Here is a 26,107-nt window from a genome sequence, read left to right on the forward strand (position 1 = left end):
GGGCAGCACGCCGTTTTCCAAATTCTACATTCCGCGCGCCTAGACTGCAAATTTTTAGCCCCAGATTTCAGTCTGGTGTTTTACCTACTCAATTAAATTAATCGGCAAAGACACTGTAAATGCAGTTTGACCGGGCACCGACTCCACATCAATTGTACCCTGATGTTTTTTAATGATTTTTTTGACAATATCCAATCCTAATCCGCTGCCTTCTCCCGCTGGTTTGGTCGTAAAAAACGGCTCAAAAATTTTCGGCAAAATCTCCGGTGAAATTCCAGCGCCGCTGTCGGTAATTTTTACGGCAAAGTTGGTATCTTGCTCCCAGGCGTCAATTGTTAAAGTTCCTTGATTGTCCATCGCTTGTAAGGCATTGTGAATTAAATTTGTCCAAACTTGATTGAGTTCGTCTGGATAACACAATACCGGAGGCAATTGAGCTTGATAGTTTCTGACGATTTCTACACCTTGTTTTAGCTGGTTCTGATAAAGAGTTAATACAGTTTCAATTCCATCAGTGATATTCACTTCTAGTTTATCCCCATGCACATCGTAACGCGCATAATTTTTGAGAGCAAAAACGACTTTTGCAGCGCGTTCTGTAGCGGTAGCGATGGTTCTGGCGCTTTTTTGAATACTAGCAAAATCGTAGGCGGTTTTGATAATATTTTCGCTGTCAGGGTCTTTGAGCAACGGCACGAATTCTTGCACATTTCCTTGCAATCCGATATTGACTAAAATGCTAGCAAGGCTGTCAGCATTATCAATCCCTTCCGCATCTAGTTGCTGCTTCACGCCTCTTTTAAATTCCCGTTTTTCTCGCGTAGATAAAGAGTAAGTTTGTTGGCGGGAACTGTACATTAAACTCAAAAAATCGTGCTGGCGTTCGGCAGACAGTTCTTTAAAAAAAACTGGCAAACTGTCGAGATTGTTATCCAAAAAGCCGGTGATATTCCCAATAGACGATCGAATCGCCCCTAGCGGCGTATTAATTTCGTGAGCAATGCCTGCAATCAGTTGCCCTAAGGCAGCCATTTTTTCCGATTGAACTAATTGCTCCTGAGTTGCTTGCAGTTGCTCTAAAGTGATTGTCAGTTCATCGTTTTTCTGTTTGAGTTTTTTTTGCAACTGGCACATTGCTAAATGGGTTTCTACCCTAACTAATACCTCTTCCATCTGAAAGGGTTTGGTAATATAATCAACTCCGCCCACAGCAAAAGCTTTAACCTTATCTAGTACGTCATTTATCGCGCTGATAAAAATCACCGGAATGTCGCGAGTGCGTTCATCAGCTTTAATTTTTTCGCAAACTTCATACCCGTTCATTTCGGGCATCATAATATCCAGCAAAATCAAATCGGGAGGCATACCTTGTGCGGCCGAAAGTGCTAACTCGCCGCTCGGTACGGGGCGGACTTTATAGCCCTTGCCATTCAAAATTCCGGCTAGCAGTCGCAAATTCGCTGGGGTATCGTCCACTACTAAAATATTACCGGGAGGGGTACTAGGAATGTCATTATTCATGTGAGCTTGCTTGAGAGATTAACTTTAAAACTTTGTCGTACTCGAAATTTTCTATACAATTGGCGATCGCAGCAGCAGTTACTGTATCCTTTAATCTAATTTGGTCGATCGCACTCTCAATGAAATCCATATCCACTTTCAGTATCGCCAGCTTTAAATCAGCTACCAGCGACTCAGGCAATTTCAGGAAGTCAGCCGCAGTCATTTCGCGATCGCGCTCTTTGACTGCCGATGAGTTAGCTTGCCCCGGATCTTCATAAATATAGCGTACTCCGATATGTTTGTGCATAGCATCGAAAATATCGGCTTCCCGGAAAGGTTTCCGCATAAAAGCATCGCAGCCCGCCGACAAAATTACAGCCCGTTCTTCCTCCAAAACGCTCGCAGTCAGCGCAATAATAGCAGTAGCTTGACCTTTAATAGTGCCTTTAATGTATTGTGTTGCTTCGTAGCCGTCCATCACGGGCATTCTCATGTCCATCCAAATTAAATGCGGCTCCCAACTATCCCAAATGTCAATAGCTTCTTGACCGTTAGTAGCTTCTTTCAGTTCAAAACCCAGAGGATTGAGAAGTTTAATTAACAATTGACGGTTGAGCGGTTTATCATCTACTATCAAAATTCGATAGGGGTGTTGGTTGGGTTCCAGGGCAATCACATGGCGAGTCGGTTTTTTGCTTTCAATATCAGCCGCATCAACAGCCAAAACTTGGATATCAAACTTAAAATTAGTTCCCTTCCCGACAGTAGAATTTACGCTCATTTCGCCACCCATTAATTCCACAAATTTGCGACTAATTGGCAATCCCAAGCCTGTACCTTCTTGGGAATCTTTGCCTGCCTGGGTTTGCACGAAAGCTTCAAAAAGATTGTCTAATTCATTGGCGGCAATACCTGGGCCAGTATCTTCGACTTCAAAATGAATAAAGAAAGACGAGGCAGAAGCTGAACCGTCATTTTGGGTTTTATAACTCGCATTTTCTGACATAGTTAAATGTGGAAAATTAATGCCATTACTAGCCTCATCTTCGGTATGTTTGTAGGTTTTTGATACAGAATTATTTACTGATTTTTTCTGTTGATTTTGGCTGGTTGAATGCTTGCTAGCCCTGACAGAAACACCGCCATATTCTGTAAATTTAAGAGCGTTATTTAGCAAATTAATTAATATTTGTCGCAATTTTAACTCGTCAGTTTCTACGTATTGCGGTAGATCGGGACTGCGATCGAAAACTAACTGCAAATGCTTGTCATCTGCTTTGATTTGAAACATATCGTCCAAGTCGTGTAGCAGGCGATAGAGGTCGAATTTTTTGGGATTGAGGGTGGTGCGCCCCGATTCAATTTTAGATAAATCGAGCACGTTATTAATCAGGGTGAGCAGGTGTTCTCCGCTGCTGCTAATTATGCTAAGATTTTCTTGGTGTTCTCGGGATAGAGTTTGGCTGCGAGTCATCAGTTGGGAAAAGCCGAGAATTGCATTGAGGGGCGATCGCAATTCGTGACTCATGTTAGCCAGAAAGGCACTTTTAGCTTGATTGGCTACTTCCGCTTTGTCCTTGGCTACAGCCAATTCGGCAGTCCGCTCTTGCACTCGGTGTTCTAAAGTTGCAAAAGATTGTTGCAGTTGTTGAGCCATGCTGTTAAATGACTTGGCTAATTCTCCCAATTCGTCGGAACGTTCGCTTTCTACTGTGGTATCCCATTCGCCTTTAGCAATATTTTTAGCTGCTGTATTTAAGCGCAAAATTGGATTTGTCACCCACCGAGAAGTCTGAATGCCGATAACTACAGCTATGGCTAAAGCTGCCAAACAAAGCCAAATTGTCATGCGAGTATTGGCATCGATTTGTTCGGTGAAATCTGCTTCAGGAACAACTACCACAATCAGCCAGTCCAAACCTTTGCCGTCTTGGAAAGGTAGAATGTTGACAAATTGTCGCTTGCCGTCTATTTCAAAATTCAAGAGATAGGAACTTTGAATTTCCTTTAATTGCTGAAACCGAACTGCTACATATTTAGCTGTAGCTTGAGTCGAGGGGTCAATACTCTCTTCTGCTTTGAACAGTTCTTTTTTATTATTGTCTTTGGTACGGAATGGTTGTTCGACAGTTGAAGTTGCCAGTAATGTACCATTTTTTTCGATAATAAATGCTTGCCCAGTTTTGCCAATTTTGAGACTGTTTAAAAATCTCCCAATATGGTCGAGACGCAAGGCAGAAATTAATACTCCTTGTAGCTGATTGTTGTCGTATACGGGTTCGAGCGCGCTGAGTATTAAGGTCGGTTCTAGAAACGAAATATAAACGGAACTCCAAGTTGGTTGGCCGACATTAGCCGCATTTTGGTACGAAGGATGTTCGCGGATGTCAAAGTTTTTGACAACTGTTGCTACGGTAGTGCGATCGCCTGTATTATTAGTATTGTAAGAATAAAAATCAAAACCTGTAGATTTGCCTGACAAATTAATCATTAGAGAGCCATTTGACAGTTTTTCTCCGGTTCGATAGTCTCCTTTCTTGTTGCCAACGGAGGTAAAATTGATATAGGGATATAATTGGACTTGCCGCCAAAGATATTTCTCCCAATCTGATAAGTTTTCCATCTTTAACAACCCGAGTTTGACAGCATCCAGCTTGCTTTGATTGATTTGATGGGGAGTAGTCAGGTAAACTTGCAGGTTTTGCTCGACACGCAAACTCACCTCGCTCATTAACTGAGTGGCAAGATTATTAACTGCTTTTTGTCCGTTTCTAAAAGAGAGATATCCTACGAGTCCCACGGCTGCGACGATTTGCAGCACAAATGGAACTATGAGAACAGTTCTCAGCGATAATTTATCTAACATTTTATCAATCATAAGATTCAGAGGTTTGGTGAACTTAGCCTAGAACCGTTCTTGGAGAGCTTATCTTAACAGATACATTTAACCCGGTAAATCCAGGACTAAGCCCGAATTAGCCGTGTATGGCAAGACGGAGAAAGCAGCAAGCTCTCCTGTCAAGGAGGTATCTCTCAAAGCTTTCAATAAAATATTGAAAGCGCCATTTAAGTCTCTGTCTAGAATGTGTCCGCATTCTGGACATTTAAATTTTTTAGACCCGCCTAATTTAATGTGAATATGTCCACATTTTGAACAGGTTTTTGATGTGTATTCTTCCGTTACGTCTACTACAGTGCTGCCATATTTAACAGCCTGATGCTTCAACATTTGCTTGAAACGGTAATGACTTAAGGTAACCATTGCTCTAGCTGTTTTAGTAGCTAGTTTGCGCTTACCTTTTTTTACCATTTGCTGCGTCTCAAAGGTCGGCAAGAAAATCACTTTATATTTTGTGACTAGGTATTTGGCTGCCTTTTTGTGTAGCTCGTTGACCAAGGCTTTAATCTTGATCCGAATTTTTGCTGCTGACTTTCTCAGGCAGTACCTCAATCGTTTAAATTGCCCTCCCTTGTTTAACCCTATTCTTGACATCAATTTATCTAAATGTCTTGCCAGTCGGTAGATGCGTCCTATATCACATGAGCCTATCTCCAAGATATCACGACCGTCAAAACCAGTTAGAAACGTTCTGACACCAGGGTCTAAAGCAATAGCCAAGTCACTTTGGGTCGGGTCTAGTCTTGCAGTGTCAACTGCATAGCAAATAAACCATTGCCCATTGATTAATGATAGTGTTGGCTCGTGTTCCATTACTTCTACAATTGGTTCAGCGGCTTTAAATAATAGTCCTTTGGTCGCCTGCGGATAAAAAGTTCCAGACTTCCAATTGGCAACTTGAAACCTGATAGTCTGAGACCCATCAAAACGGCTTCTAAACTTTGCCATTCCTTTTGACTTTTTGGCGGCTTTGTGCGCTTCAAAAGCTTGAAATACTGCCATTTGGCGTGGGTTGTAAGGTTGTTCGGAAACCCAAGCTGGTACTGAATCCATGATCTTTTTTCTCAGATCGTATTTGCCAATTTTTTCGTCCTTAAGAATGGCAATTGCTTGGTTGTAACACCATCTACTTGCTGCAATCCAAGTCCTCCATTTCGCTGCTAACTCCGTTTCCGGGTAGACTCGGATCTTCTTTGATAGTAGATTTGTACTTGCGGAGTCCGTAGAGTCGGCAACTAAAGACGTGGATGATGGCAAGGATATCTTCAACCATTTCTCGTTCTGGAGATAGCTCGTTTCTACTGAGAACCATGAGTTGGCAATTGTTTTGCTCGCATATCCATTTGATGAGGTCGCCACCAAACCTTGCGAGTCTGTCTTGGTGTCCGACCACAACTGTTGAGACATCTCCTGACATGACTTGTCCCAAAAGGGCAAGCAGCGCTTTTCTTTTGAAGTTGAGTCCGCCACCGATATCTTTGAAGACTTTGGCTTGCGGGTAGAGGTTTTGCAGGTAGCTGACTTGTCGTTCGAGGTCGTCTCGCTGCTTGTAACTGCTAACCCTGGCATAGATGGCGGTGATTCGGTTTTGCCCGGTTCCAAGAACACTCTCAATGTCGTAGCGTCGCTGGTTGGAGGGGGTTCTGATTGTTGCGATTTTGCCTGCAAGTTCCCAGTTCCTAAGAGTTTTTTCTGAGACTTGCAGGATTTCGCAAGCTTTTCGCGGTGTGACATACTTAGTCATTGCTGGCGGTATTTTTGTTCTACATCCAGACTACCAGCTTTTACCGGGAATTACAAGGGGATTCCAGAGAATTATTTACTTGATGGCAACAGCAGCGCCATCTACTACCTACTAGCTAGAGGAAATTGATGCGGGCTGTATTAGCTGTGGTAGACGCTGAACCGCGATCGAATGTGAGCCTAATCTTTGCTTAGATTAAAGTATATTATTTTACCCATTGTCCTATTATTTTGACAATAATTGTCAAAATTTGCCGTCTCAGGCTGCGAGAAGTGCCTGATACACGATACGCGCGGGCGAGTAGAACCCGCATCGGCCCAGCGGTTTGGAGAGGGTCGATCGAATTTGCTCGATCGACTAGCCATTTTCGACAAGACGTGTTATACTCAAAAAACGTTGAGGGCACGTAGCTCAGTGGATAGAGCATCAGGTTCCGGTCCTGAGGGTCGGGGGTTCAAATCCCTCCGTGCTCACTGAAATTAATAAAAAGATCGATCGTTCGCGATCGATCTTTTTTATGACCAATGTTCAACAGTTGACAGTTGACAGTTGACAGTTGACAGTTGACTCCCAGAGAGCGACCTCTACCTACAAGGAAGAAGATTGGAGTAATAAATAGTCTGATTTGAATTTCTCCCAATCGGGGTTGGGGCTTTCAACCAATTCTTCCTGGTAAAGGAGTTCTGGCTGTGTGGGCGATTTCAGAACACAGCAGCGCGCACCGCGCACCCTACAACAGACTGCCGATTGTCAAATATCGTCATCGTCTTGACCTTGGACGCCCTGGAGAATCCGGGATAACTCACTCTTCTCATTAACCGAAATCCGAGTTGGAGAACCGCTGATTATCCGTTCGTAGCCGCGGAACGAATCTTTAATTTGTGGGCCTCTTTCAGTAATCGTGTATTCTCGAATCCCTTTGTCGTGCCACGAACCGCGCATCTTAAACACATTAATTGCCCGCGACATTTCGCCTCGAATCTCTACATACTGAAGCATGATAATTGTGTCAGTAATCGTAGAAATATGGGAGTCCGTAATCGAATGAGAACCCATAAACTGGTCGCTGGTATTCGTGAAAAAGCCGGTGATTTCTTCCTGCTTCGCAAAACCTGTCACCCCAATCACAAATTGTCTGAAAGCATTATTGCTGACACCCCTAGCTAGGGCTGAAAGCGAGTCTATGGCAATTCGAGAAGGTTTGAACTCAGCAATTTCTGATTTAATCGTCTGCAAGTGGTCTTCCAAGCCCGCAGATTCGGGGTAAGTACACAGCAGCTTCAGCAGTCCTTTGTGTTCCATTTCCTCAAAATCAATGCCCCAAGAATAAGCATTGCGGAACAACTGAGCCCGCGACTCTTCATAGGCAAAAAGTAGTGCCCGATTGCCGTTCATACAAGCATTCTGCAAGAACTTGCTTACCAACAGGGTTTTGCCGGTTCCCGTCGCACCGGTAGCCAAAATAATCGAGTCTTTAAAGAAACCGCCGCCGCACATCTCGTCGAGAGTTTTATCGCCGGAAGAAACCCGCACGTTAGAAGACTTTTGAGTTAATCGCATGGCCCCCAAGGGGAAAATATTAATGCCATCATTGGTCATAGTAAAAGGATATTCACCCTTCATGTGAGTTGTACCGCGCAACTTCAAAATTTCGATGGTGCGGCGGCGGCGTTCGCCTTCCAAGACGTTCCGAACAATCACGACATTATCTGACACAAACTCTTCCACTCCAAACCGCGCTACCGGGCCGTATTCTTCAACCCGTTCGGTAGTCATAACTGTAGTTGCGCCTACTTGTTTGAGGCGCGCAACTAAGCGAAAGATTTCTCGGCGCACCACAGATGCAGCTTCGTACTGCTGAAATACGGCTGTTACTGAATCTATAGAAACGCGCTTGGCTTTGTACTTGCGAATGGCGTACTGAATTCGCTCGATTAAAGCAGATAAATCAAAGTTTCCCACAATATCCTGACCTTCGGGATCGGGGGAAGCGTCTAAAATAAATAGCTTGCCTTCATCGATTAGCCGTGCCAAATCCCAACCGAAACTGCAAGCATTTTTAATAATATCTGTCGGAGATTCTTCAAAAGTTACGAGCACTCCAGGTTCGTCAAAATGGGTGATTCCGTTATATATAAATTGTACGGCAAATAAAGTTTTTCCCGTTCCTGACGTGCCGCTGACGAGGGTGGTTCTGCCGATCGGCATTCCGCCGTGACTGATGTCATCGAAACCCTCAATCATTGTGCGAATTTTTTCAACGCCTGCCGTTACCAATCCTTCTGGTTGCACCGTTTGACTAATTTCATTCATGTCGATTTTTGTCAACTCTCAGTATTCTTTAGTTGTCACTCATTAACCCCAGCTCATGAGTCTTTATACCCAGTTTGTAGTTTGGGCTCTTGGTCAATAAGTAATGACTGCTGACTGCTGATTAATGACTGTCTTCTGATTATCTTATGAATTCAGGTCTTCTTCACGAAGTTCTTCATAGAGTAAATCTAATCCTATCAGAACTTTCTCGCGATCGGACAAATCGCCGATAATTTTTCGCACCGGCGGCGGCAGGATTTTCGCTAGGGTGGGGGTTGCTAGAATTTTGTCCTCTTCTGCTAGCTGAGGATTTTTGAGAACGTCTATGACTTTCAGGGCATAGACTCCTTGAAATTCCTGTTCTAGGATGTCTTTTAGGGTTTTCAAAGCTCGCACTGAGTTCGGAGTATTTCCGGCAACGTACAGCTTCAGAATGTAGGTTTTCTTCAGAGGACTCATGAACTTTTTTAAATGTTGAGTGTTAGTTGACAGATGTTAGTTGTAGTTGTTATTGGTCTTGAATCCGCTGTTCTTTGTTATTTTATAATAATTTCAGCCTCTGTCTAGCCCTGCCGACTGTCTTCTCCTTTCTAGTTTGTTAAATTTTGCCTTCCTTTTTCCTTCTTGCTTCTTGCTTTTGCCAGAAAGAATTGGTTTAAAGCCGGAGCCCTTGTAGGGAGAAATTAAAATCAGACTATTCATTACTCCAATCCTCGGACTTCCAGGTAGAGGTGGCCCTCATCCCTTCGACTGCGCTTGGGGGTAAGCTGTCAACTGTCAACTGTCAACTGTCAACTGTCAACTAAACTTGAGATGTCTCTTTGGGAATGGATCGCCTGTACATTTCGCACAGATGAGCGATCGCGTCAATCAGAGTCAAGCGGTAATCGAGCAATATTTCCTCGCTGCGGCCTTCTAATTTTAGTTGTTTAGCAAATTCGTCCATCAATCCCATGTGAATTTCTACAATTTGAGTCACGGAAACGTCGGCAAAAAAAGCCAAATTTACAAATTCATCGATTTGATTGTTGACCGCAGTATCTTCAGAAAAATAATGCAAAACGATGTCGCGATAACTTGACTTGAGTTGCTCCAGAAACTTTTGCTTCTCTTCTCCCGAAAGATTTCGCAAAAAAATCTGAGAATTTCTTTTATAATACACACCTAAGTATCCTAATCGCTCCCGTAATTTTTCCGCAAGTCGGCGCTGCTGTCGTTGGAGTAAACTTTGAGCAGTCAATTGGGCCGTGGCATCGACCCTTGGGGATTGGTCATTGACAGGAACCGGAGTTGAAAGTTTCAGAAATTGTGCGATCGCCCGATCGATACTTGTACCTAGGTCGCTCGATCTCGCGATTGGTAGTTGCACCTCAGCCGGGTGATAAAAAAAAGCACAACTTTGCTCTTGACTCTTCTCGGCGGTACTCGCCACGCCCTCCAAAGCATCTGAGGGTGGTGATTCTTGGCTGCCATCCCATGCCGGCTGGGGCAAAAAAATCACAGCAGGTAAAAAGAGCGATCGTTCTTGCAGCTTGCTCAAAAGCAATTGCAAATCCCTATCTACGTCATCTACGTCAAAAACCAAACAATCGAGGTGGTAATTGTGCTTGAGGAATCCCAAAAACTCCACCGCCGACTTAATGTGGGTTAACGTATAGCGTTCCCCGCTCAAAAGCTCGATCGCATCGCTGGCAAGTTTTTCAGAGCGGATAAAAATACCGATCGACAGTTGGGGCAGCAAACCTCTAGGTGAACTACCCAAGTTGCCCGAAAGTGCTGGATCGCTCAGAGTTGATATCTCCTTATATAATAAAATACTTAACATTTTAACAATCATTTAAACATTTATTGTAACCAATCTTAACTGCCAAATATGGCGATCGGCTTTTAGCAGCGGGATCGTCAGAGTGTACTTATTGGCAGATGTGTCAAGCACCCCTATCCTGATTTCTGCAATTAAGCTTAAGCCTTAAAATAAGTGGTAGTTGCCTCAAATCAGGTGCAGGCATCAAATTTGCAGGTCTCGGTGCCACGACGGGACTCGATCGAGAACTGGTATAAAACTAAATAAGATACAAAAAATCGGCAGCTACGTTGGGTATCAAAAATATTACTGCTATCGATAGCAGACTCTCAGGTTTGTTATGTCAACCACCAGCCCCAGTCTCAAAAATTTTATCGAGTTAGTGCCCCTGTGCCTCCAAACGGCGGCGCTATCATCGCTACAGTCAATTTTCAGCCAGGGCAACTGCGATCGAATTGCAGTAGTCAACGAACAGCTACAACCCCTAGGATTAGTTTACCTGAGCAGCTTTTGGGTCTGGGCGATCGATCGCACAAACGACTGGGAGCAACCTTTGTCAGCAAGTTCGCTGCCGATAGAGCCGATCCGGGTAATCCCTGGGACTCTGAGCGTCAGCGAATTCTGGGAATATTTGCAAATAGAGGAACTTAACACCCCTGGGGAGTCTGGCCTTAGCGCCGGTGGTGGCTCCAAAAGCCCGATCGCCCTGACAGATGCCAGCGGGAAATTTTTAGGAATGCTAGAGTGTCAGAGCCTGCTGCAATTCGCCGCACTTAACAGCAGCCTGAGGCCCGAAGCCGCAGCAGTCAAAGAAATTGAATTAACCACGGTTTCCGCAGCCATCGCCACAGCCCTAGGATCTCAAGTGCGCTTCCTAGAAGCAGGATTGAAACCCTCGGAAAACCTCAACTCCCTAGTCCAACTCCTAGAAAAACTGCCCCTACCCCTGAGATTGCAAACTCCCACCGGCCAAATAGTCAGCCAAAACGCAGCGTGGCGGATTTTGCTGGGAGCTGGCCCAGATCCAGTTCCAGAACCAACGGCAAATTTGGGCAAACACTCGGCCCACAAAACAAGCCATGTAACAAAAGAATACAAGAGCGTGGAAGTAGATGCCGTCACCTCTGAGTGCAGGAGCCTAGTAGGAGCAAGTCGATCGGGCGAGGGGCTGCGGGATAGCTTCGCCGCCCGTGATGGAACCGCAGCCACCAGTTGTCCGCTACCCCTGTACGCCGCCGCCTCCCCATCAACCTTAACCGCTCCAGCTTGGTGTCCCACCGCCGGCAAACCAGATACATATATTTGTGACTGTCCCGTACAAACAGGTCAAGAACGGATCTGGCAATTTGTCAAACAGCCACTCTCAAATCAACTAATTTTAGTAATGGGACAAGATGTCACCGAAGAACATTTAGTCGCCAAAGAACTAGCAGCAAAAAATGCAGATTTAATCCACCTCAACCGACTAAAAGACGAATTTTTATCCTGCATCAGCCACGAACTAAAAACCCCTCTCACCGCCGTCCTCGGTTTGTCCAGCCTTCTCAAAGATAAATTGATCGGAGAACTCAACGATCGCCAAACACGCTACGCCAAACTAATCCATCAAAGCGGGCGGCATTTGATGACAATAGTGAACGACATTTTAGACTTGACCCGCATGGAAACCGGGCAGCTAGAACTAATTCCGGAACCAGTCGAAATAGCAGCCACCTGCAAAAGAGCCTTTGAACAAGCAAAACAACTGCAACAGCAAGAAGAAAAATCACCTTCCCAGCCCAGCCAAACCAAGGGCGAAGCTTCTCAAGAAGAACCACCTGCGAAAATCGAATTTACACTCGAAATAGATCCGGGAGTGAGCTATTTAATTGCCGACGAACTAAGGCTGCGACAAATGCTCGTCAACCTCCTTTCCAACGCCCTAAAATTCACCGAAGCTGGCGGCAAAATAGGATTGAAAGTAAATGTTTGGGAAGGTTGGCTCGCCTTCACAGTTTGGGATACCGGTATCGGCATCCCGGCTGACAAACAGCACCTGATATTTCAGAAATTTCAACAGCTAGAAAGCCCCCTCACCAGGCGCTTTCAAGGAACCGGACTGGGACTGGTACTTACTCAACGGCTCGCCCGCCTCCACGGCGGAGACGTTTCGTTTATTTCCTCAGAAAACCAAGGCTCTCAATTTACATTGTTGCTGCCTCCAAATCCTCCGGGAAATAGCGGGGAAGAATTCCCAGCACATACAGGGAACGAGGAAGAATTATTCAAACCAAAATATCAGATTCCGATCGCCAATTCTCGCTCTCGTTTAGTGTTAATAGTCGAAGCAGTTCCTAAATATATCGAAGATTTAAGCAAAGTCCTCTCTGGTTTGGGCTACCAAGTAATAGTCGCCCGTTCCGGCACCGAAGCGCTGGAAAAAGCTCGCAGGTTCAGTCCCGAAGCGATTTTCCTCAACCCGCTGCTGCCGCTGCTGTCCGGTTGGGACGTGCTGACGCTGCTGAAGAGCGATCCGGATACCCGATCGATTCCGGCGATCGTCACAGCCACCAGAGGCGAAAAAGAACGGGCTTCTGTCAACCGCGCCGAAGGCTTTTTGAGCTTGCCGGTGGAAGAAGCCGCTTTACGGCGGCTGTTGGCAGACTCGATCGGTCGCCCCGATGCCAGTACGAGCAAGGTGAGGAGTTCTTTAACCGTGTTGTGGCTCAGCCCGCAAAACAGTTCTTCTCAAGGTTCTGCTTTACTGCTCAACCCCAACTACTGCCGAGTTTTGGAAGCAGACGATCTCGGCCAAGCAGAACTCGTGGCCCGAATTTGGCGGCCCGATGCGATCGTCTTGGACAGTACGAGCCAACTGCAAAACGCCTTAGCTTTTATCGAACAGTTAAGTCTGTCTCGAAATTTGGGTTCTCTGCCCTTAGTGACTTTAGACCCCGTAACGACGCAACTAGCAAATCAAGTCAAAGGATTGTCGGTATTTCCCTGTTTGGCAGGCGGGAGTCCTGAAGGCGGTGAAACCTCAGAAACCGGGTTGGGGGCGTCTGCGTTGTGGCAAGTGATTCAAGTAGCTGCGGGCATGAGTTGGAAGCCCAGCATTTTATTTGCTGACATTTCTACTTTACCGGACTTGCACTGCACCACTGGGGGGAATTCGACAGGAGAATTGGCAAAGGGCGATCGATCGACCAAAGCCGAGATTCCCGTACCCCATGCCAAGTTTTCTACTCCCAACTTTCAAGCTTTGATTCAGTACATCCAAACCGCAGGCTTTCGAGGGGCGATCGCTCCCTGCTGGACAGAAGTTTTGCAGCAGTTGCAATATCAAAGCGTGGACTTAGTGTTGCTGTGCTTGCGCGATGCTCCCTCAGAATCGTCCGCGATGCTGCAAGCGCTATCGAACCTGCGGCAAATGGCTGTCAAACTGCCAATTTTAGTCTGGGACGATCGCTCTGCTGTAAATTCGGAATCGGAGGCGATCGACTTTCTGCTGCAAGAAGTATCTGCCAAAATTTTGCCTTCTTCCTTGTCAGCAGCACAATTGTTAGACCAAATTCAACAGACTTTATTAAATAACTCAAATTCCTAAAATTGAATAATTTATCCGGTTCGTAGTGAAGACTTGAACCCGCAAAAAAAACAGTGAATCAAAACTATTATTGAGTGGCAAAGGTAGGTAATGAAACCAGTCATTCCCCGGAAAACTCGGAGGACTAAAGTCCTGACTACAAACCGATTTTATGGTAGTTATTTAAAATGTGAAATAAACTTCATAAATTCCGTAAGAGTCAAGAAATTACCAGGTTCGTAGTGAAGACTTTAGTCCCCCAAAAAGCAGTGAATCAAAAGCCTGAGAGCTGAGTAAAAACAGGTTCGTAGTGAGGACTTTAGTCCGCAAAAAAGCAGTAAATCAAAAGTCTGAGAGCTGAGTAAAAACAGGTTCGTAGTGAGGACTTTAGTCCGCAAAAAAGCAGTAAATCAAAAGTCTGAGAGCTGAGTAAAAACAGAATTTGGGAACTATTCAACTCAAAAGTAGGAAGGGTTGCGAGTCAAGAAACAATATCAAAACTCAAAAATATGAGTTATTATAGGCGATCGAGAAACCATTATATTTTTTTTTGGGGCTATACAGTGCCTAATCGCATTCCTTTACTATCTCTGGTACTCGCACTCGGTTTGTGGACAATGCCCAAGCCAGTTGCCTGTCAGGCACTCTTGCCTTACACCCTGCAAATCGACTCGGCCGGACTCGAACAGACAGCCTTGAGCCTTGCAGAACGAGCCGTTCAGCTAGCGAGACTCCAGCAGTTCCAACTCGCCGTCCCCAGCGCCGAACTCGCGACGCAGTTAGCCCCCAAGAATTCTCAAACTTGGACTTTGTTAGGCAGCTTGTACCTTCAAATCGAGCAGTTTGACAAAGGCATTGAAGCTTTGGGGCAAGCTCAATCTCTGGCGCCAGAAAATGCCTCAATTAAATTTGTCTTGGGAGAAGCTCACTTTCGGAAAGCGAACTACGAGAAAGCAGTCGAATATTTGCAAGCAGGGTTAAAAATAAAGCCCGACACTCCGGGCGCATTATTTGATTTAGGTAACGCTTTTTACAAGCTAAAGCAGTTCGATCGCGCGATCGCCCAATATGAAAAAGCCTTTGCTTTAGAAAAAAAACTCTGGCCCGCTATCAACAATATCGGATTAGTCAAATACGAAACAGGAGATGTCGATAGTGCCATCAAACGCTGGCAAGAAGCGATCGCGATCGACGACAAAGCAGCAGAACCAATGCTAGCTCTAGCAGTAGCACTTTACACCAAAGGCGACAAAGAAAAAGGTTTAGCCCTGGGAGAAGCCGCCCTGAAATTGGACAAGCGCTATGCCACAGTAACTTTTCTCAAAGACAACCTCTGGGGCGATCGCTTGATAGCAGCCACCCAAAACTTCCTGGCAACTCCCCAAATTAAAGCAGCACTCGCCAAAATTCAAGATGCCCCACCATCTCCCGAATTGTAGCCAGATCCCAAATCCGGGTTTAATATCATGGCTAACCCTCCGTCATTGCGAGGAACGAAGCAATCGCTTAGTCTCTGCGATTGCTTCGTTCCTCGCAATGACAAATAATACAAAAAAAAGGGTAGTAAGCGCGGATTTGGTATAATATCAAATCCAGTTGCGTCGGAATGATTAGCTTTCTTGGGTTTTTGGTAAAGCAACCGCCACATCGGTTAGTACATAAATAACTATCATGAATAGAGTCTCAAAGGAGCATTTCATAAACGGTTTGATTCGGGTACCATAACTGTCAACTGTCAACTGTCAACTGTCAACTGTCAACTGTCAACTGCTCCCAGTGTTTTGAGCATCGCCGCAGTCGCCTCAGTTACACCTTTAACACCTGCAATATTTAAGCCTTCATAAGGTTTCGGAACAGGCAAAGTTTTGATACAATTACCCGTTACAACATCCCAAAACTTAATCGTCTCATCTTGACTGCTACTAGCCAGCATTTGACCATCTAAACTAAAAGCAACACACCACACCCAATTTTCGTGTCCCCGCAGAACTTGCAAGCAGTTCTTCGTGCTCGCATCCCAAACTCGTACAGTTCGATCGTGACCGCCACTCGCCAACAGTGTACCATCATGATTGAAGATTACCGATGACACAATACCATCATGTCCCTCCAGGGCGGTCAAAAATTGTCCGGTATTGATATCCCAAAACTTGATATTACCGTCACTGTGGCTGCTTGCCAAGATATTACCGTCAGGGCTAAAGGCAACAGACCAAACCCAACCGCTATTTCCCATCAAAGTGCTTAAGACTTTCCCTGTACTGACATCCCATAACTTCACCGTCTTATCGGTACTCGCAGAAGCCAGGATATCACCTGAAGGACTAAAAGCAATTCCCATCACCCAACTCTCATGCTCGGTAAAAGAATAAAGACATTGCCCTGTACTAATATCCCATAGTTCGATCGTCTGGTCTTCACTGAAACTTGCCAATGTCTTACCGTCGGGACTGATGGCGACTCCCCAAACCCAAGCAGAATGACCCTCTAAACTTTTTAGGCATTCTCCAGTCCTAGCATCCCATAACCTGACACTCGTGTCAGAGAATCCACTCGCCAGCAAGTCTCCATTCGGACTGAAGGCAATGGATTTCAATCGATTAGTACGTCCATCCTGTATGCTTTTAAAACACTTCCCGGTTTTGATATTCCATAATCTCACGGCGCGATCGCTACTAGCTAAAGTTTTGCCATCGGGTGAAAAAACTACCGAATTTACTGGATTGCTTTGCCCCAATACTGTTTTCAGACAACGACCTGTTTTAACATCCCACAGTCTCACCGTACAGTCTTCACCAGTGCTAGCTAAAATTTTGCCATCTGGACGAAACGCGACGGCTGAAACCCGACTGGCGTGTCCTTGGAGTGTTTTTAGACACTCACCCGATGCCACTTCCCACAATCTCACGGTGCTGTCTTCGCTGCAACTTGCTAAAATCTGACCGTCAGGACTAAACGCAACAGACATTACTATTTGTGAATGTCCAGAGCAAATCCTAACGAGTTCACCCGTGTTAATATCCCAGATGCGAATCAAAGCGTCATGACCGCCCCGGGCTACCATTTTACCATCTAAACTGAAAGCCACCGATCGAATTTGACGACAGTCAGTCTCAAATATTTTCAGGCATTGTCCGGTAGCAACATCCCACAATTTAAGTATGCCGTCATCACCGCCACTAGCTAACATCTTACCTTGAGGACTAAATGCGATCGACCAAGCCTGACTTTTGTGTGCCGGCAAAGTTAGCAAACATCGTCCGTGACTCCAATCCCAAAAACGCACAGTCCCATCACCGATGCCACTAGCAAGCATCTTGCCATCTGGACTGAAAGCAACTCCCAGCACACTGCTATGATTTCCCTGCAATATTTGACGAATCGACCAACTGCTAACATCCCAGCAATTAATCGTACCGTTACTACCACCAGTAGCAAAGGTTTTTCCATCTGGACTAAAAGCAACAGATAACACAATGCTGCCGTATTCTTTGCCAGTTCTCAGCAGCCTAACTTCTGGCATTTGCCACAAATGAACCTCACTATTAGTATCGCCCATTGCTAAAAGTTTTCCATCCGGGCTAAAAGCGATGGACAAACCGCTTCCCAGAACTTGAGCGAAAACCGAATTAGTTAGATCGGCCCCAGCAAAGTTTACCTGATGCAAATTCGTATCGGGTAAATAAGCTTGCCAAACAGTCAAATGAGAAAAATCCCAACCGCTTAAATCTATCTGCATTTGACACAAGAGATTTATAATATTACCCGCAACATAGCCAGTGTCTAGTGTGGGTTTACCGCGCAGGGATGTCAGAATAGGTTTGAGTTGGTTTTCGATGATTTGCTGGCGTTCAAAAGAAAAAAAAAGGATCTCGGCAATAGGTTTTAGTATCAGACTTGCTTGCGTATCTCTAATGTATTCTTTAGCTGTAGCTTTGAGCAGAGCGTGGCTTCTGAGAAGATCGATTTTGCTGGTTGCGATTTCAGTGCAGACTTGCTCGATTAATCGTTGCGTCATGTATTCCATGACGACGGGTTGTTGAGTGTAGCCGTCTGAGGTTTTTTCAATCAGAGAATGTCTCAGCAGAGAACCTAAAACTTCTAGTAATTCTTTAACAGTTAATTTTGCAACTAAATCTTGTTGTAATTCACCCAGCGATACTGGCTCCCGATTAATAGCCAGCCAGTACATCACCTTTTTTTCTAAATCTAACAAACGATTAAATTGCCTGTCTAATAGGTTGCGAATATCATCAAATACTAAACTTCCTTGATTTAAAAGTTCTAAAAATTTGGGGAGGCTACTATCAAAAAAATCGCGAATAGCGGGAGCAACCATTTTTAAGGCTAGGGGATTTCCTCCATAGTGAGATATCAAAATATCCCATTCAGAGTCCGACCCTTGAAAAGAACCGATGCGTTGAAAAAAAATCCGTGCTTTGGGAGTGCTTAAACCTTTCAGTTGTAATGAACGAACGGGCAAAGTTTCGCCTTCTCTAGCGGCTAAACCGATCGGCTTTTCTCGACTGGTTAATAGCAGGGTACTTTTATGATTTATTTCGGCTACGCAGCGTAGAAGTTGACCGTATCCTTCATACCCCTCTCGATAACAACCCGTGCGTGCTTCTTCCTGTAGAATTGACTCGATATTATCCAATATTAACAGACACCGATGCTGTCGCAGATAGTGCAGCAGTCGCGAGATTCTACCATCTACGCTGTCTGGTAAATTCGTTTCCTGTTGGTGCGACAGAAATTGAATCAATTCTAGTAACAAGTCAAGGATAGAGGGAGCATTGCAGAGACTGTGCCAAATAATATAATCAAATTGTTCTTGGATGCGTTCTGCTACCTTAATAGACAGAGAAGTTTTGCCAATTCCACCCATCCCCAACAGCGTAACTAAGCGACAGCGATCGACAATCAGCCACTTTTCTAATAAGGCTAATTCCTCTGCACGTCCGTAGAAAATAGAAACATCAATTGCTTCTCCCCAATTAATCGTTTTGTTGAGTTTTGTTAAGTCAGTTAAAGTTCGATCGGCGATCGTACCACTGCGATCGACTTGTGCGTCGATCTTGTGACTAATTTGGCTATTTGGTAGTGATGCGGCGACTTGTGCCTGTTGTGCTTGCCGTCGCAAAACTGACTGAAAGTTACTCTTAGTGACTTTTTCTCCGAATACCCGACTGAGAACTTGCCATAACTGAAAGCCAACAAACTTAATATATTCTGCATCATAACCAGCGCTTTTGGCAATCTGCGGATAAGACAGTCCTTCCCAAGTCTGCCGCAATACCAGTATGTGAATATCGTTGAGATGTTCTTGTTTGAGAACCGAGTCGAGGAAAAGCAGTGCTTCGTCGATCGTCATTTATTTAAAATTATCGGGTGTGTTAGCTAAAAAGTGGTGGTTCCTGCTGGACGATACAGAAAATTAAGTAATTATACTTAAAATAATAGCATATTTTTCACTCAAGTTATAACTATTTATAACTATTTCTCACTGACGCGATCGGCGCATCCGGGTTATTACTGAATCAAAGCTCAAAATTATTGAAATGTAATGTTTTAAGGAGGGTCAAATGGCTCAAGATTTGCGAAACACAGAAGTGGCTCAAAAAATTGAATCATATTTCGATGCAATAGCCCAAGGTAATAAAGGCGATGCAACAATAGAAATGCTAGAACAAGATGGCTTTATTATCCGTTACCGAGTTCAGATTCGCCATCATCACGTTTGGGATAGCTTTGTGAAACGGGTAACAATGTATGACATAACGACGCCAGTACAAGGCGAGTTCGATCTGAAGAATCCGGCTAGTTTTGTAGATCAACAAGCCTGTGTTGATGTTGGTTTGGGTATTGGGCGAGTTTGCGTTAGTTTGCAAGAACTTGCTCAAGCAATACTTGCATCTGGGTTAGTTGTTTAACATCGGTTAAAAGTAGTGAAAAGAAGCGATCGCCCTTGTGTCAGTTGGGATGGTTGGTGCGATCGCATCCTAGTTATCTGGAATGGTAGAAAGCGATCGCTCAAACTAAAATTTTCCACAAAGTGAGAAACTAAAATATGAAACGCATAAAATCTATTCTGATTGGGTTATTCCTAGTCAGTAGCATAGGTGTCACAGATGCCTGCGCCCAGAGCAATAAACCAAGTCCATCGGCATCGGTACCAGCACGTTCTAGTCAGGCTGTCCAAACAGATTGGGATGTCGAAGTAATTTTAAAAAGCAAGTCTCTAGACAATCCCAAATTTTACGTAGTGCTGTTAGTGACGGTAATTGCTGGAGGGGTTGGCGGGATTGTTTTTGAGTTGCTGAACCTGCAAGGCAATATTGAGCGGCCCCACGCACCCAGCGAAGATGAATTGGCGGCAAAACTTGCTTACGCTAGTGTAGAAAATGTAATTGATTTGGGCATTTTTGCTAGAATTATTATTGGTGCATCTGCTGCTGTTCCTGCTATGGTGTTTATCAAACCAGACAGCGTATTGCTGTTATTAGCAATGTCCTTAGTCGCTGGTTCGGCAGGGACTGCTGTCTTCCGTTCCTTGCAAGAGCGACTCTTAATAGCTATCACTCAACAAGAGGCAAGTGAACAAAAAAGAAGAATCAAGCAGAAAAATAATAATGCTAAGATGGACAAGGCGATCGCGGCTGTTGAAACCCTAGAAAAGGAAGTCGAAAAAAAATCCGACAGCCCGGAAGGAACAACCAATCTAATAATTTCAGAAGGCACTGTTTTAAACCGCAGTCATTTCGAGGAAGTCAGAAAAATCCTATTGCAGGTTACAGGAGTAAATGCTCAAGCAAACAATGCGATCGCGGCTTTTAACAAATTAGAGGAGGAATTCATAAAGAATTCAGTTAGCCCCCAAGGAATGCTCGATCTGAAATTCACCAAAGACACTGCTATAGAGTGCAATTTGTTTGGGAATGTCAAGGATTGCTTGAGTCAGGCTAAAGCAGCAAATGAGCTAACTTCGATCGCCGATAATAGCGTCATCTCAACCAGCAACCCAGATCCAAAACCACCTGTAAACGATCGCAAACCCGATCGGGTAACAGTGGAGAGTCACTAGGACTTACGCACGCTCTACGGTGTGCAAAGGGTTTTGAGATTGCTTTCCTTCGGATCGCTTCGCTAACGTGCCTCGCAATGACAGAAATAAGTTACTTGCGTGTAAGTCTCGATCGCAACTCGATCGCCAGTAGGGATGGTGTAGCCAGTAACAAACATCAGCCAATGGCAAATTTGCCATTGGCTTCTGGACGATCGCGACTGAGGCTAGATATTTCGTCTATATTTTGGGGAAGTATCATCAGCACTAATTAACCAATGACATCCACCGCTACGATCGCCACTCCCCTAACCTGGACAGAATTAGAAGCCCTCACAGACTTTGAAGTCGATACAGTCAACGGCCCAACCAACTCTCAATCCCGGTTGCGCCTGTTTGGAAAAACCGAATCCGATGTGCGAGTCACTCTGTACCGCGACAACCACGCCTGGTGTCCCTACTGCCAAAAAATCTGGCTGTGGTTGGAAGAAAAACAAATCCCCTACCGTATTGAAAAAGTTACCATGTTCTGCTATGGGGAAAAAGAAAGTTGGTACAAGCGCAAAGTGCCATCGGGAATGCTACCCGCGATCGAGCTAGACAGCCGCATTATCACCGAAAGCGATGACATCTTAATCGCCCTCGAACGAGTTTACGGGCCATTGAGTTTAGGAATGGAAAACCCGAAAGTCCTTCCCATGCGGCGTTTAGAACGGCTGTTATTTAGGGCTTGGTGCTCTTGGTTGTGCTACCCAGCCAGTTCCGCCAAAGTAGAACAACACAATCGCAACCAATTTATCAGCGTCGTCGCCCAAGTTGAAGCAGCTTTGGCCAGCACTCCCGGGCCTTATTTCCTCGCTGAATTTGGCACTGCGGATGTGATCTTTACGCCCTACGTCGAACGGATGAATGCCAGTCTTTACTACTACAAAGGCTACTCAATGCGGGAAGAAAACCCGCGTTTTGCGGACTGGTTTGCGGGGATGGAAAGCCGATCGACCTATCGCGGTACTCAAAGCGATTTTCACACCCACGTACACGATTTGCCACCTCAAATGGGCGGCTGTTATGAAAACGGCGAACCGCAAATGCTACTCAACAAAACCCGCGTGGATAATGGGCCTTGGGCTGGATTACCCGATGTGATGTATCCAGAACCGGAAACCTCGCGTAAAGAAGCACTCGATCGCGTCATTAAGCATCGCAGCAACATTATTAAAGTCAACCCTGCTGATGACAACTTATTCGATGAGGCTTTGCGCTGTGCTTTAACTTTGATGGTGACTGGGGAAGTTTGTAAACCACCGGTTGGATCTGATGGGGCTTTGCGGTATTTGCGCGATCGGGTAAATGTGCCCCGCGATATGTCCATTTACGCGGCCAAACGGCTCAGGGAAAGCTTAGAGGAAACCGCCGCCCTCGTGGGTGACGCCCAAGGTGAGCCTATTCCTGTGAAGCACCGGCGAGATCAAGATCCGGCTAATTTTGTATAGGGGGGCGATCGGAATCAGGCGAAACGATCGTTGCTGCTGCTGGCGCAATGACCGAAGAACGAGCCCGCCGGGCCCCGGGTTTTAGACATGGGGATAAGTCGGTAGCGGTTTCAACCGCCTTCAGTATTTAACAAAGCTTAAAACAGAATCAGCACCATATACAGCTTTATGTTGTATAACTATAGTATGAGCGTTAAATACAAATCAAACAAAAATGTTGTCTACTCTTGTAAATACCACATCGTGTGGTGTCCCAAGTATCGTCGCAAGGTTCTAGTTGAAGGCGTTGATACCCGGCTGAAGGAGATATTGCTAGAGGTGGTAACTGAGTTTAAGAGCGAATTAATTGAAATGGAAGTAATGCCAGATCACGTCCACCTTTTAGTTGAATGCGATCCTCAATTTGGGATTGCCAAACTAATTCGTTACATGAAAGGGCGCTCATCTCGATATCTTCGTCAAGAATTTCCTTGGCTAAAAAGTCGATTACCAACGCTGTGGACTAACAGCTACTTTATTTCAACTGTCGGTGGTGCGCCTATCTCAGTAGTCAAGCAGTATATTGAAAATCAAAAAAATGTCTAGTTATGGTTGTCAACAAAATTTAATTAGCCCAGATCGAGCTTTAAAAAGTATCCTGGAGTTTGTTTGTGAAGAATCAAACAAATTAGCTAATTGTGGACTTTACTACTCTCGGCAATTGTATTTCAAAACTGGGAAATTCCCAAGTAAAGCCACTTTGCACAGGCTATTAAAAAGTAATCTCCACTTCAAGGCCTTGTATTCTCACGTAGCTCAACAGACTTTAACAACTGTTGCAGAGTCATTTCAGTCGTATATTGGACTACTTAAGGGGATCAAAAATGGTACAGTAACGCAACATCCCAAACTACCGGGATACCGCAAAAATAGCCTCAAGCTGGCGACATTTCCCAAGGCGGACGTAAAGTTAAAAAATGGGCAATTAATTAAGGTTTCCACTAGGAGGTAAAGTTAAACTATGGTTTGGAGTTAGTGAATTCTATCTACCAATGCCGTCAAACTTGGATTACGACCAAATCCGAGAAATTCGCATCTTACCAAAGAATGGGCAATTTTATGCTGAATTTGTCTACAAGATTCAGCCAATAACAGTTGAATTAGATGCCAGTAAAGTTCTAGGTATTGACCCAGGATTAAATAATTGGTTGACCTGTGTTTCCAATGTGGGTACAAGTTTGATTGTAGATGGACTGCACATCAAATCCTTAAATCAGTGGTACAACAAACGAGTTGCAACAATCAAAGAGGGCAAGCCTCAAGGTTTTTGGTCTAAACAATTAGGGAGGATTACGGAAAAACGAAATAGACAAGTTAGGGATGCCGTCAATAAAGCAGCTAGATTAGTATTGAATCACTGCCGGGAAAACCAAATAGGTACAGTTGTTTTCGGCTGGAACAAAAAAATGCGTCAAGAAATCAATCTTGGCAGCAAAACGAATCAAAACTTTGTGCAAATTCCTACCGCTCGATTGAAAGATAGGATTTCTCAACTTTGTGAACAGTATGGCATTCGGTTTGTTGAAACCGAAGAAAGCTACACAAGTAAGGCGAGTTTTTTAGATGAGGATGAACTACCTATGTTCGGTGAAAAACCTGAAGGGTGGAAAGAATCTGGGAAACGTGTCAAGCGTGGCTTGTATCGCTCAAAAGATGGAAGCAAAATTAATGCAGACTGCAACGGTGCTGCAAATATTTTGCGAAAAGTAGCGGCAACTTTAGGGCTTTGCCTTGAAGGAGTCAGTAGGGGCGCTTTGATTTCGCCCTTGAAGGTTCGCATTTGGACTCTTTAAGAATCCCCCCGATTCATCGGTGGGGAGTATCAATCACGCGCTTAGTTGGTGATGCAGGAGAATAATCGAGCTGACGGGGTGACAGGTTGCCTGAAAATCAGACAGTCCGGCAATCCTAGACAAATCGCCTAAAACAAGATAGGGTAAGAAAGCTTCGGGAGCATTTCAGTTTTGCATTTGTAGTGCTGTCCCCGCTCGCACTCAAAGAAAAAATGCTTTTTACCAAAATGAGATGCTCCCTTTAGAAACTTTCCATTAAGGTTTTTTCTTGAGCGTAAACATCGCGCAATTGTTGCAATGCTGAGGCAGAAATTACCAATTTAACTGTAGCGACTAATTTACCCCACTCGTGCAAGCTGTCAACTGAAACAGCGGCTTTGAAGTTGTACGTATAAAATTTAGTCCAAAATTCTGGTGCTTGGGTGCGTTTCCAGCGTTTGTACCAGCCGAGATAGTCTTGGGTGCAGGCCGGTTTTACTTCTAAGATTGGGGGGAAATCGGCGTAGCTGACGAATCTGCTGAGGCCTTTGGCGTGTACGTACACCATGTTGTGACAGCATTCGATTCGGTAAATTTGGTCGGGCGTGATGTTGAACAAAAGTGCTACGGTTTCTTCGGTGACAAATCTCGATCGCGGATTGACCGTCAACGATTTGTGAATAATTTTTGAGGCGCCGATCGCTGACGACGATCTTAACTGATTCTCTAATATCATTGTAGTTGCATCTGGTGGTGGTAGCTCAGTCTATCTGCTAGGTGCGATCGACATTAATTATCTCTCGGCATTAATTATAACGGGCGATCGCCTTTAGTTTCGTTGACTCTGCCGCCAAACGGATAGCAGCGCCGATTTCTACCGTAAGCAGCCCAAAATGTTAGACCAAAGTTCCAGCTTCCAGATTCATCTTTAGAGTCAATCTAAAATCTAAAATCTAAAATCTAATCACCCGGGCGATCGCTTTTTGCTATATTATACTAAATCCAAAATTTTGTAAATAGTTTATATGAGTAAAGGTTTAGTCAGGTTGCGGGTTCGAGAGTTGGCGGCCGAGAAGGGATGGACGCTGAAGGAGGTTGCGGAGCGATCGGGCGTGGGGTACAGTACGATTAGCAATTATGCCCGCTCTCAGGGGATGGCGATGGTTGACTTTGCCGCAGTGTACAAGTTAGCCCGTACTTTTGACGTGATGATTGAGGATTTTGTGGTCATCATGGAAAAGTAGGTGCTGTTTGGCGATCGACCTTTTGGCGAAAATTATAGCAGTTTTAAATGCGATCGACAATTGCCCCGAAATTCGGAGAGGGCAGTGCCGTTTCCCTGCGGGAAATGTGACGATCAAAGCAACAGTAAGCGTAGGGTGTGGATCCTGCGAAAAATCCCTAACTTGCATATCAAAAATCTCAAAGCGACGCACCCGTGCACTCGATCGATCGCAAATAAAGTCGATCGCCTACAATCAAACTAACCCCCTAGAGCCTGAAAATAGGATAACTGTCAAACTTTCTTTTGCATTCCGCCATTTCCTAACTCTTAAACTGCAAATACTCCATTTTAAAATCTAATACGGTTTACTTAAGATTGTCTTTCGAGAGGAACGAAGCAAACTGTATCTATTTTTCATGGGACTTTCACGACTAGCAGTACATGAGTGAACCGTATTGCTTTATATATAAGAAAGAGCGCTGAAGCGCAACTACGTACCTTTATTGTCTTAAGTGAACCGTATTGCTTTATATATCAATACAGTTGACTTAAGAAAAATCTGACTTGCCCAAAATGGCTATATTGCCAGAAAATCGTCAGATGAAATTCATCAAAAGCATTAAGTAAACCGTATTGAAATACAATCCACTCCATCAAGAGAAGAGTTTTGAACCGTATTGGGGCGCT

Annotated in this window: 18 protein-coding genes, 1 tRNA gene and 2 pseudogenes; 10 read left to right on the plus strand and 11 right to left on the minus strand. The window is 44.7% G+C overall.

Translation table 11 applies throughout. The features are described 5' to 3' along the window. Nucleotides 1-84 precede the first annotated feature (84 nt). The 6 genes and pseudogenes from QZW82_RS27520 to QZW82_RS27540 form a co-directional block, all read right to left on the minus strand. Nucleotides 85-1,521, minus strand: a complete 1,437-nt coding sequence (locus QZW82_RS27520) for a response regulator (protein ID WP_293155928.1) — start codon at nucleotides 1,519-1,521, stop codon at nucleotides 85-87. Continuing rightward, on the minus strand, nucleotides 1,514-4,381 hold the full coding sequence (locus QZW82_RS27525) for a hybrid sensor histidine kinase/response regulator (protein ID WP_293155931.1): 2,868 nt from the start codon (nucleotides 4,379-4,381) through the stop codon (nucleotides 1,514-1,516). The genes QZW82_RS27520 and QZW82_RS27525 overlap by 8 nt, the downstream gene beginning before the upstream one ends. Before the next feature lie 66 nt (nucleotides 4,382-4,447). Next, nucleotides 4,448-5,542: a transposase gene (locus QZW82_RS27530; protein ID WP_366665099.1), complete on the minus strand. Its 1,095-nt coding sequence runs from the start codon at nucleotides 5,540-5,542 to the stop codon at nucleotides 4,448-4,450. Continuing rightward, a pseudogene (locus QZW82_RS32315) lies at nucleotides 5,543-5,590 on the minus strand (hypothetical protein); the annotation flags it as partial. It lies immediately after the preceding gene. After that, nucleotides 5,577-6,146 (minus strand): annotated as a pseudogene (locus tag QZW82_RS27535) (IS607 family transposase); the annotation flags it as partial. The pseudogenes QZW82_RS27535 and QZW82_RS32315, both read right to left, overlap by 14 nt. A 205-nt stretch (nucleotides 6,147-6,351) precedes the next feature. Then, nucleotides 6,352-6,573: a hypothetical protein gene (locus QZW82_RS27540; RefSeq protein ID WP_293155937.1), complete on the minus strand. Its 222-nt coding sequence runs from the start codon at nucleotides 6,571-6,573 to the stop codon at nucleotides 6,352-6,354. Between QZW82_RS27540 and QZW82_RS27545 the strand changes: the two genes are divergently transcribed. Next, a tRNA-Arg gene (locus QZW82_RS27545) sits at nucleotides 6,547-6,619 on the plus strand. The genes QZW82_RS27540 and QZW82_RS27545 overlap by 27 nt on opposite strands. A gap of 277 nt (nucleotides 6,620-6,896) precedes the next feature. On the opposite strand, the gene kaiC is transcribed toward QZW82_RS27545, so the two are convergent. The 3 genes from kaiC to QZW82_RS27560 form a co-directional block, all read right to left on the minus strand. Further along, a complete protein-coding gene (gene kaiC / locus QZW82_RS27550; protein WP_293155940.1) occupies nucleotides 6,897-8,459 on the minus strand; it encodes a circadian clock protein KaiC in 1,563 nt (520 codons plus the stop codon). Nucleotides 8,460-8,603: 144 nt separating this feature from the next. Next, a complete protein-coding gene (kaiB, locus tag QZW82_RS27555; RefSeq protein ID WP_265233654.1) occupies nucleotides 8,604-8,918 on the minus strand; it encodes a circadian clock protein KaiB in 315 nt (104 codons plus the stop codon). 343 nt (nucleotides 8,919-9,261) lie between these two features. Then, on the minus strand, nucleotides 9,262-10,296 hold the full coding sequence (locus QZW82_RS27560; RefSeq protein ID WP_366665098.1) for a circadian clock protein KaiA: 1,035 nt from the start codon (nucleotides 10,294-10,296) through the stop codon (nucleotides 9,262-9,264). Nucleotides 10,297-10,603: 307 nt separating this feature from the next. Here QZW82_RS27560 and QZW82_RS27565 point away from each other — a divergent pair, with 307 nt between their 5' ends. Beyond that, nucleotides 10,604-13,849, plus strand: coding sequence for a hybrid sensor histidine kinase/response regulator (locus QZW82_RS27565; RefSeq protein WP_293155946.1), 3,246 nt, complete (start codon nucleotides 10,604-10,606; stop codon nucleotides 13,847-13,849). 488 nt (nucleotides 13,850-14,337) lie between these two features. Further along, nucleotides 14,338-15,267 carry a tetratricopeptide repeat protein gene (locus QZW82_RS27570; protein WP_293155949.1) on the plus strand — a complete coding sequence of 310 codons (930 nt, stop codon included), beginning with the start codon at nucleotides 14,338-14,340 and terminating at the stop codon, nucleotides 15,265-15,267. 317 nt (nucleotides 15,268-15,584) lie between these two features. Here QZW82_RS27570 and QZW82_RS27575 read toward each other — a convergent pair whose 3' ends face one another. Further along, nucleotides 15,585-19,202, minus strand: coding sequence for an NB-ARC domain-containing protein (locus tag QZW82_RS27575; RefSeq protein ID WP_293155952.1), 3,618 nt, complete (start codon nucleotides 19,200-19,202; stop codon nucleotides 15,585-15,587). Between the two features lie 211 nt (nucleotides 19,203-19,413). On the opposite strand from QZW82_RS27575, the gene QZW82_RS27580 reads away from it, so the two are divergent. The 6 genes from QZW82_RS27580 (at nucleotide 19,414) to QZW82_RS27605 (ending at nucleotide 24,216) form a co-directional block, all read left to right on the plus strand. Next, nucleotides 19,414-19,761, plus strand: coding sequence for a hypothetical protein (locus tag QZW82_RS27580; RefSeq protein WP_293155955.1), 348 nt, complete (start codon nucleotides 19,414-19,416; stop codon nucleotides 19,759-19,761). 137 nt (nucleotides 19,762-19,898) lie between these two features. Then, nucleotides 19,899-20,912: a hypothetical protein gene (locus tag QZW82_RS27585; protein ID WP_293155958.1), complete on the plus strand. Its 1,014-nt coding sequence runs from the start codon at nucleotides 19,899-19,901 to the stop codon at nucleotides 20,910-20,912. Nucleotides 20,913-20,989: 77 nt separating this feature from the next. Then, a complete protein-coding gene (locus tag QZW82_RS27590) occupies nucleotides 20,990-21,166 on the plus strand; it encodes a hypothetical protein (RefSeq protein WP_293155961.1) in 177 nt (58 codons plus the stop codon). A 3-nt stretch (nucleotides 21,167-21,169) separates the two neighbouring features. After that, a complete protein-coding gene (locus QZW82_RS27595) occupies nucleotides 21,170-22,384 on the plus strand; it encodes a glutathione S-transferase family protein (RefSeq protein ID WP_293155964.1) in 1,215 nt (404 codons plus the stop codon). A gap of 186 nt (nucleotides 22,385-22,570) precedes the next feature. Next, nucleotides 22,571-22,969, plus strand: coding sequence for an IS200/IS605 family transposase (gene tnpA / locus QZW82_RS27600; RefSeq protein ID WP_293155967.1), 399 nt, complete (start codon nucleotides 22,571-22,573; stop codon nucleotides 22,967-22,969). 446 nt (nucleotides 22,970-23,415) lie between these two features. Continuing rightward, a complete protein-coding gene (locus QZW82_RS27605) occupies nucleotides 23,416-24,216 on the plus strand; it encodes a transposase (RefSeq protein ID WP_293155970.1) in 801 nt (266 codons plus the stop codon). Between the two features lie 241 nt (nucleotides 24,217-24,457). Here the strand turns inward: QZW82_RS27605 and QZW82_RS27610 are convergent, their stop codons facing one another. Beyond that, complete coding sequence (locus QZW82_RS27610) at nucleotides 24,458-24,931, minus strand: hypothetical protein (RefSeq protein WP_293155973.1); 474 nt, start codon at nucleotides 24,929-24,931, stop codon at nucleotides 24,458-24,460. 289 nt (nucleotides 24,932-25,220) lie between these two features. Here QZW82_RS27610 and QZW82_RS27615 point away from each other — a divergent pair, with 289 nt between their 5' ends. Next, nucleotides 25,221-25,439, plus strand: a complete 219-nt coding sequence (locus tag QZW82_RS27615) for a helix-turn-helix transcriptional regulator (RefSeq protein ID WP_293155976.1) — start codon at nucleotides 25,221-25,223, stop codon at nucleotides 25,437-25,439. Nucleotides 25,440-26,107: the final 668 nt, after the last annotated feature.

The organism is Microcoleus sp. bin48.metabat.b7b8b9.023 (genome assembly GCF_013299185.1).
Taxonomy (GTDB): Bacteria; Cyanobacteriota; Cyanobacteriia; order Cyanobacteriales; family Microcoleaceae; genus Microcoleus.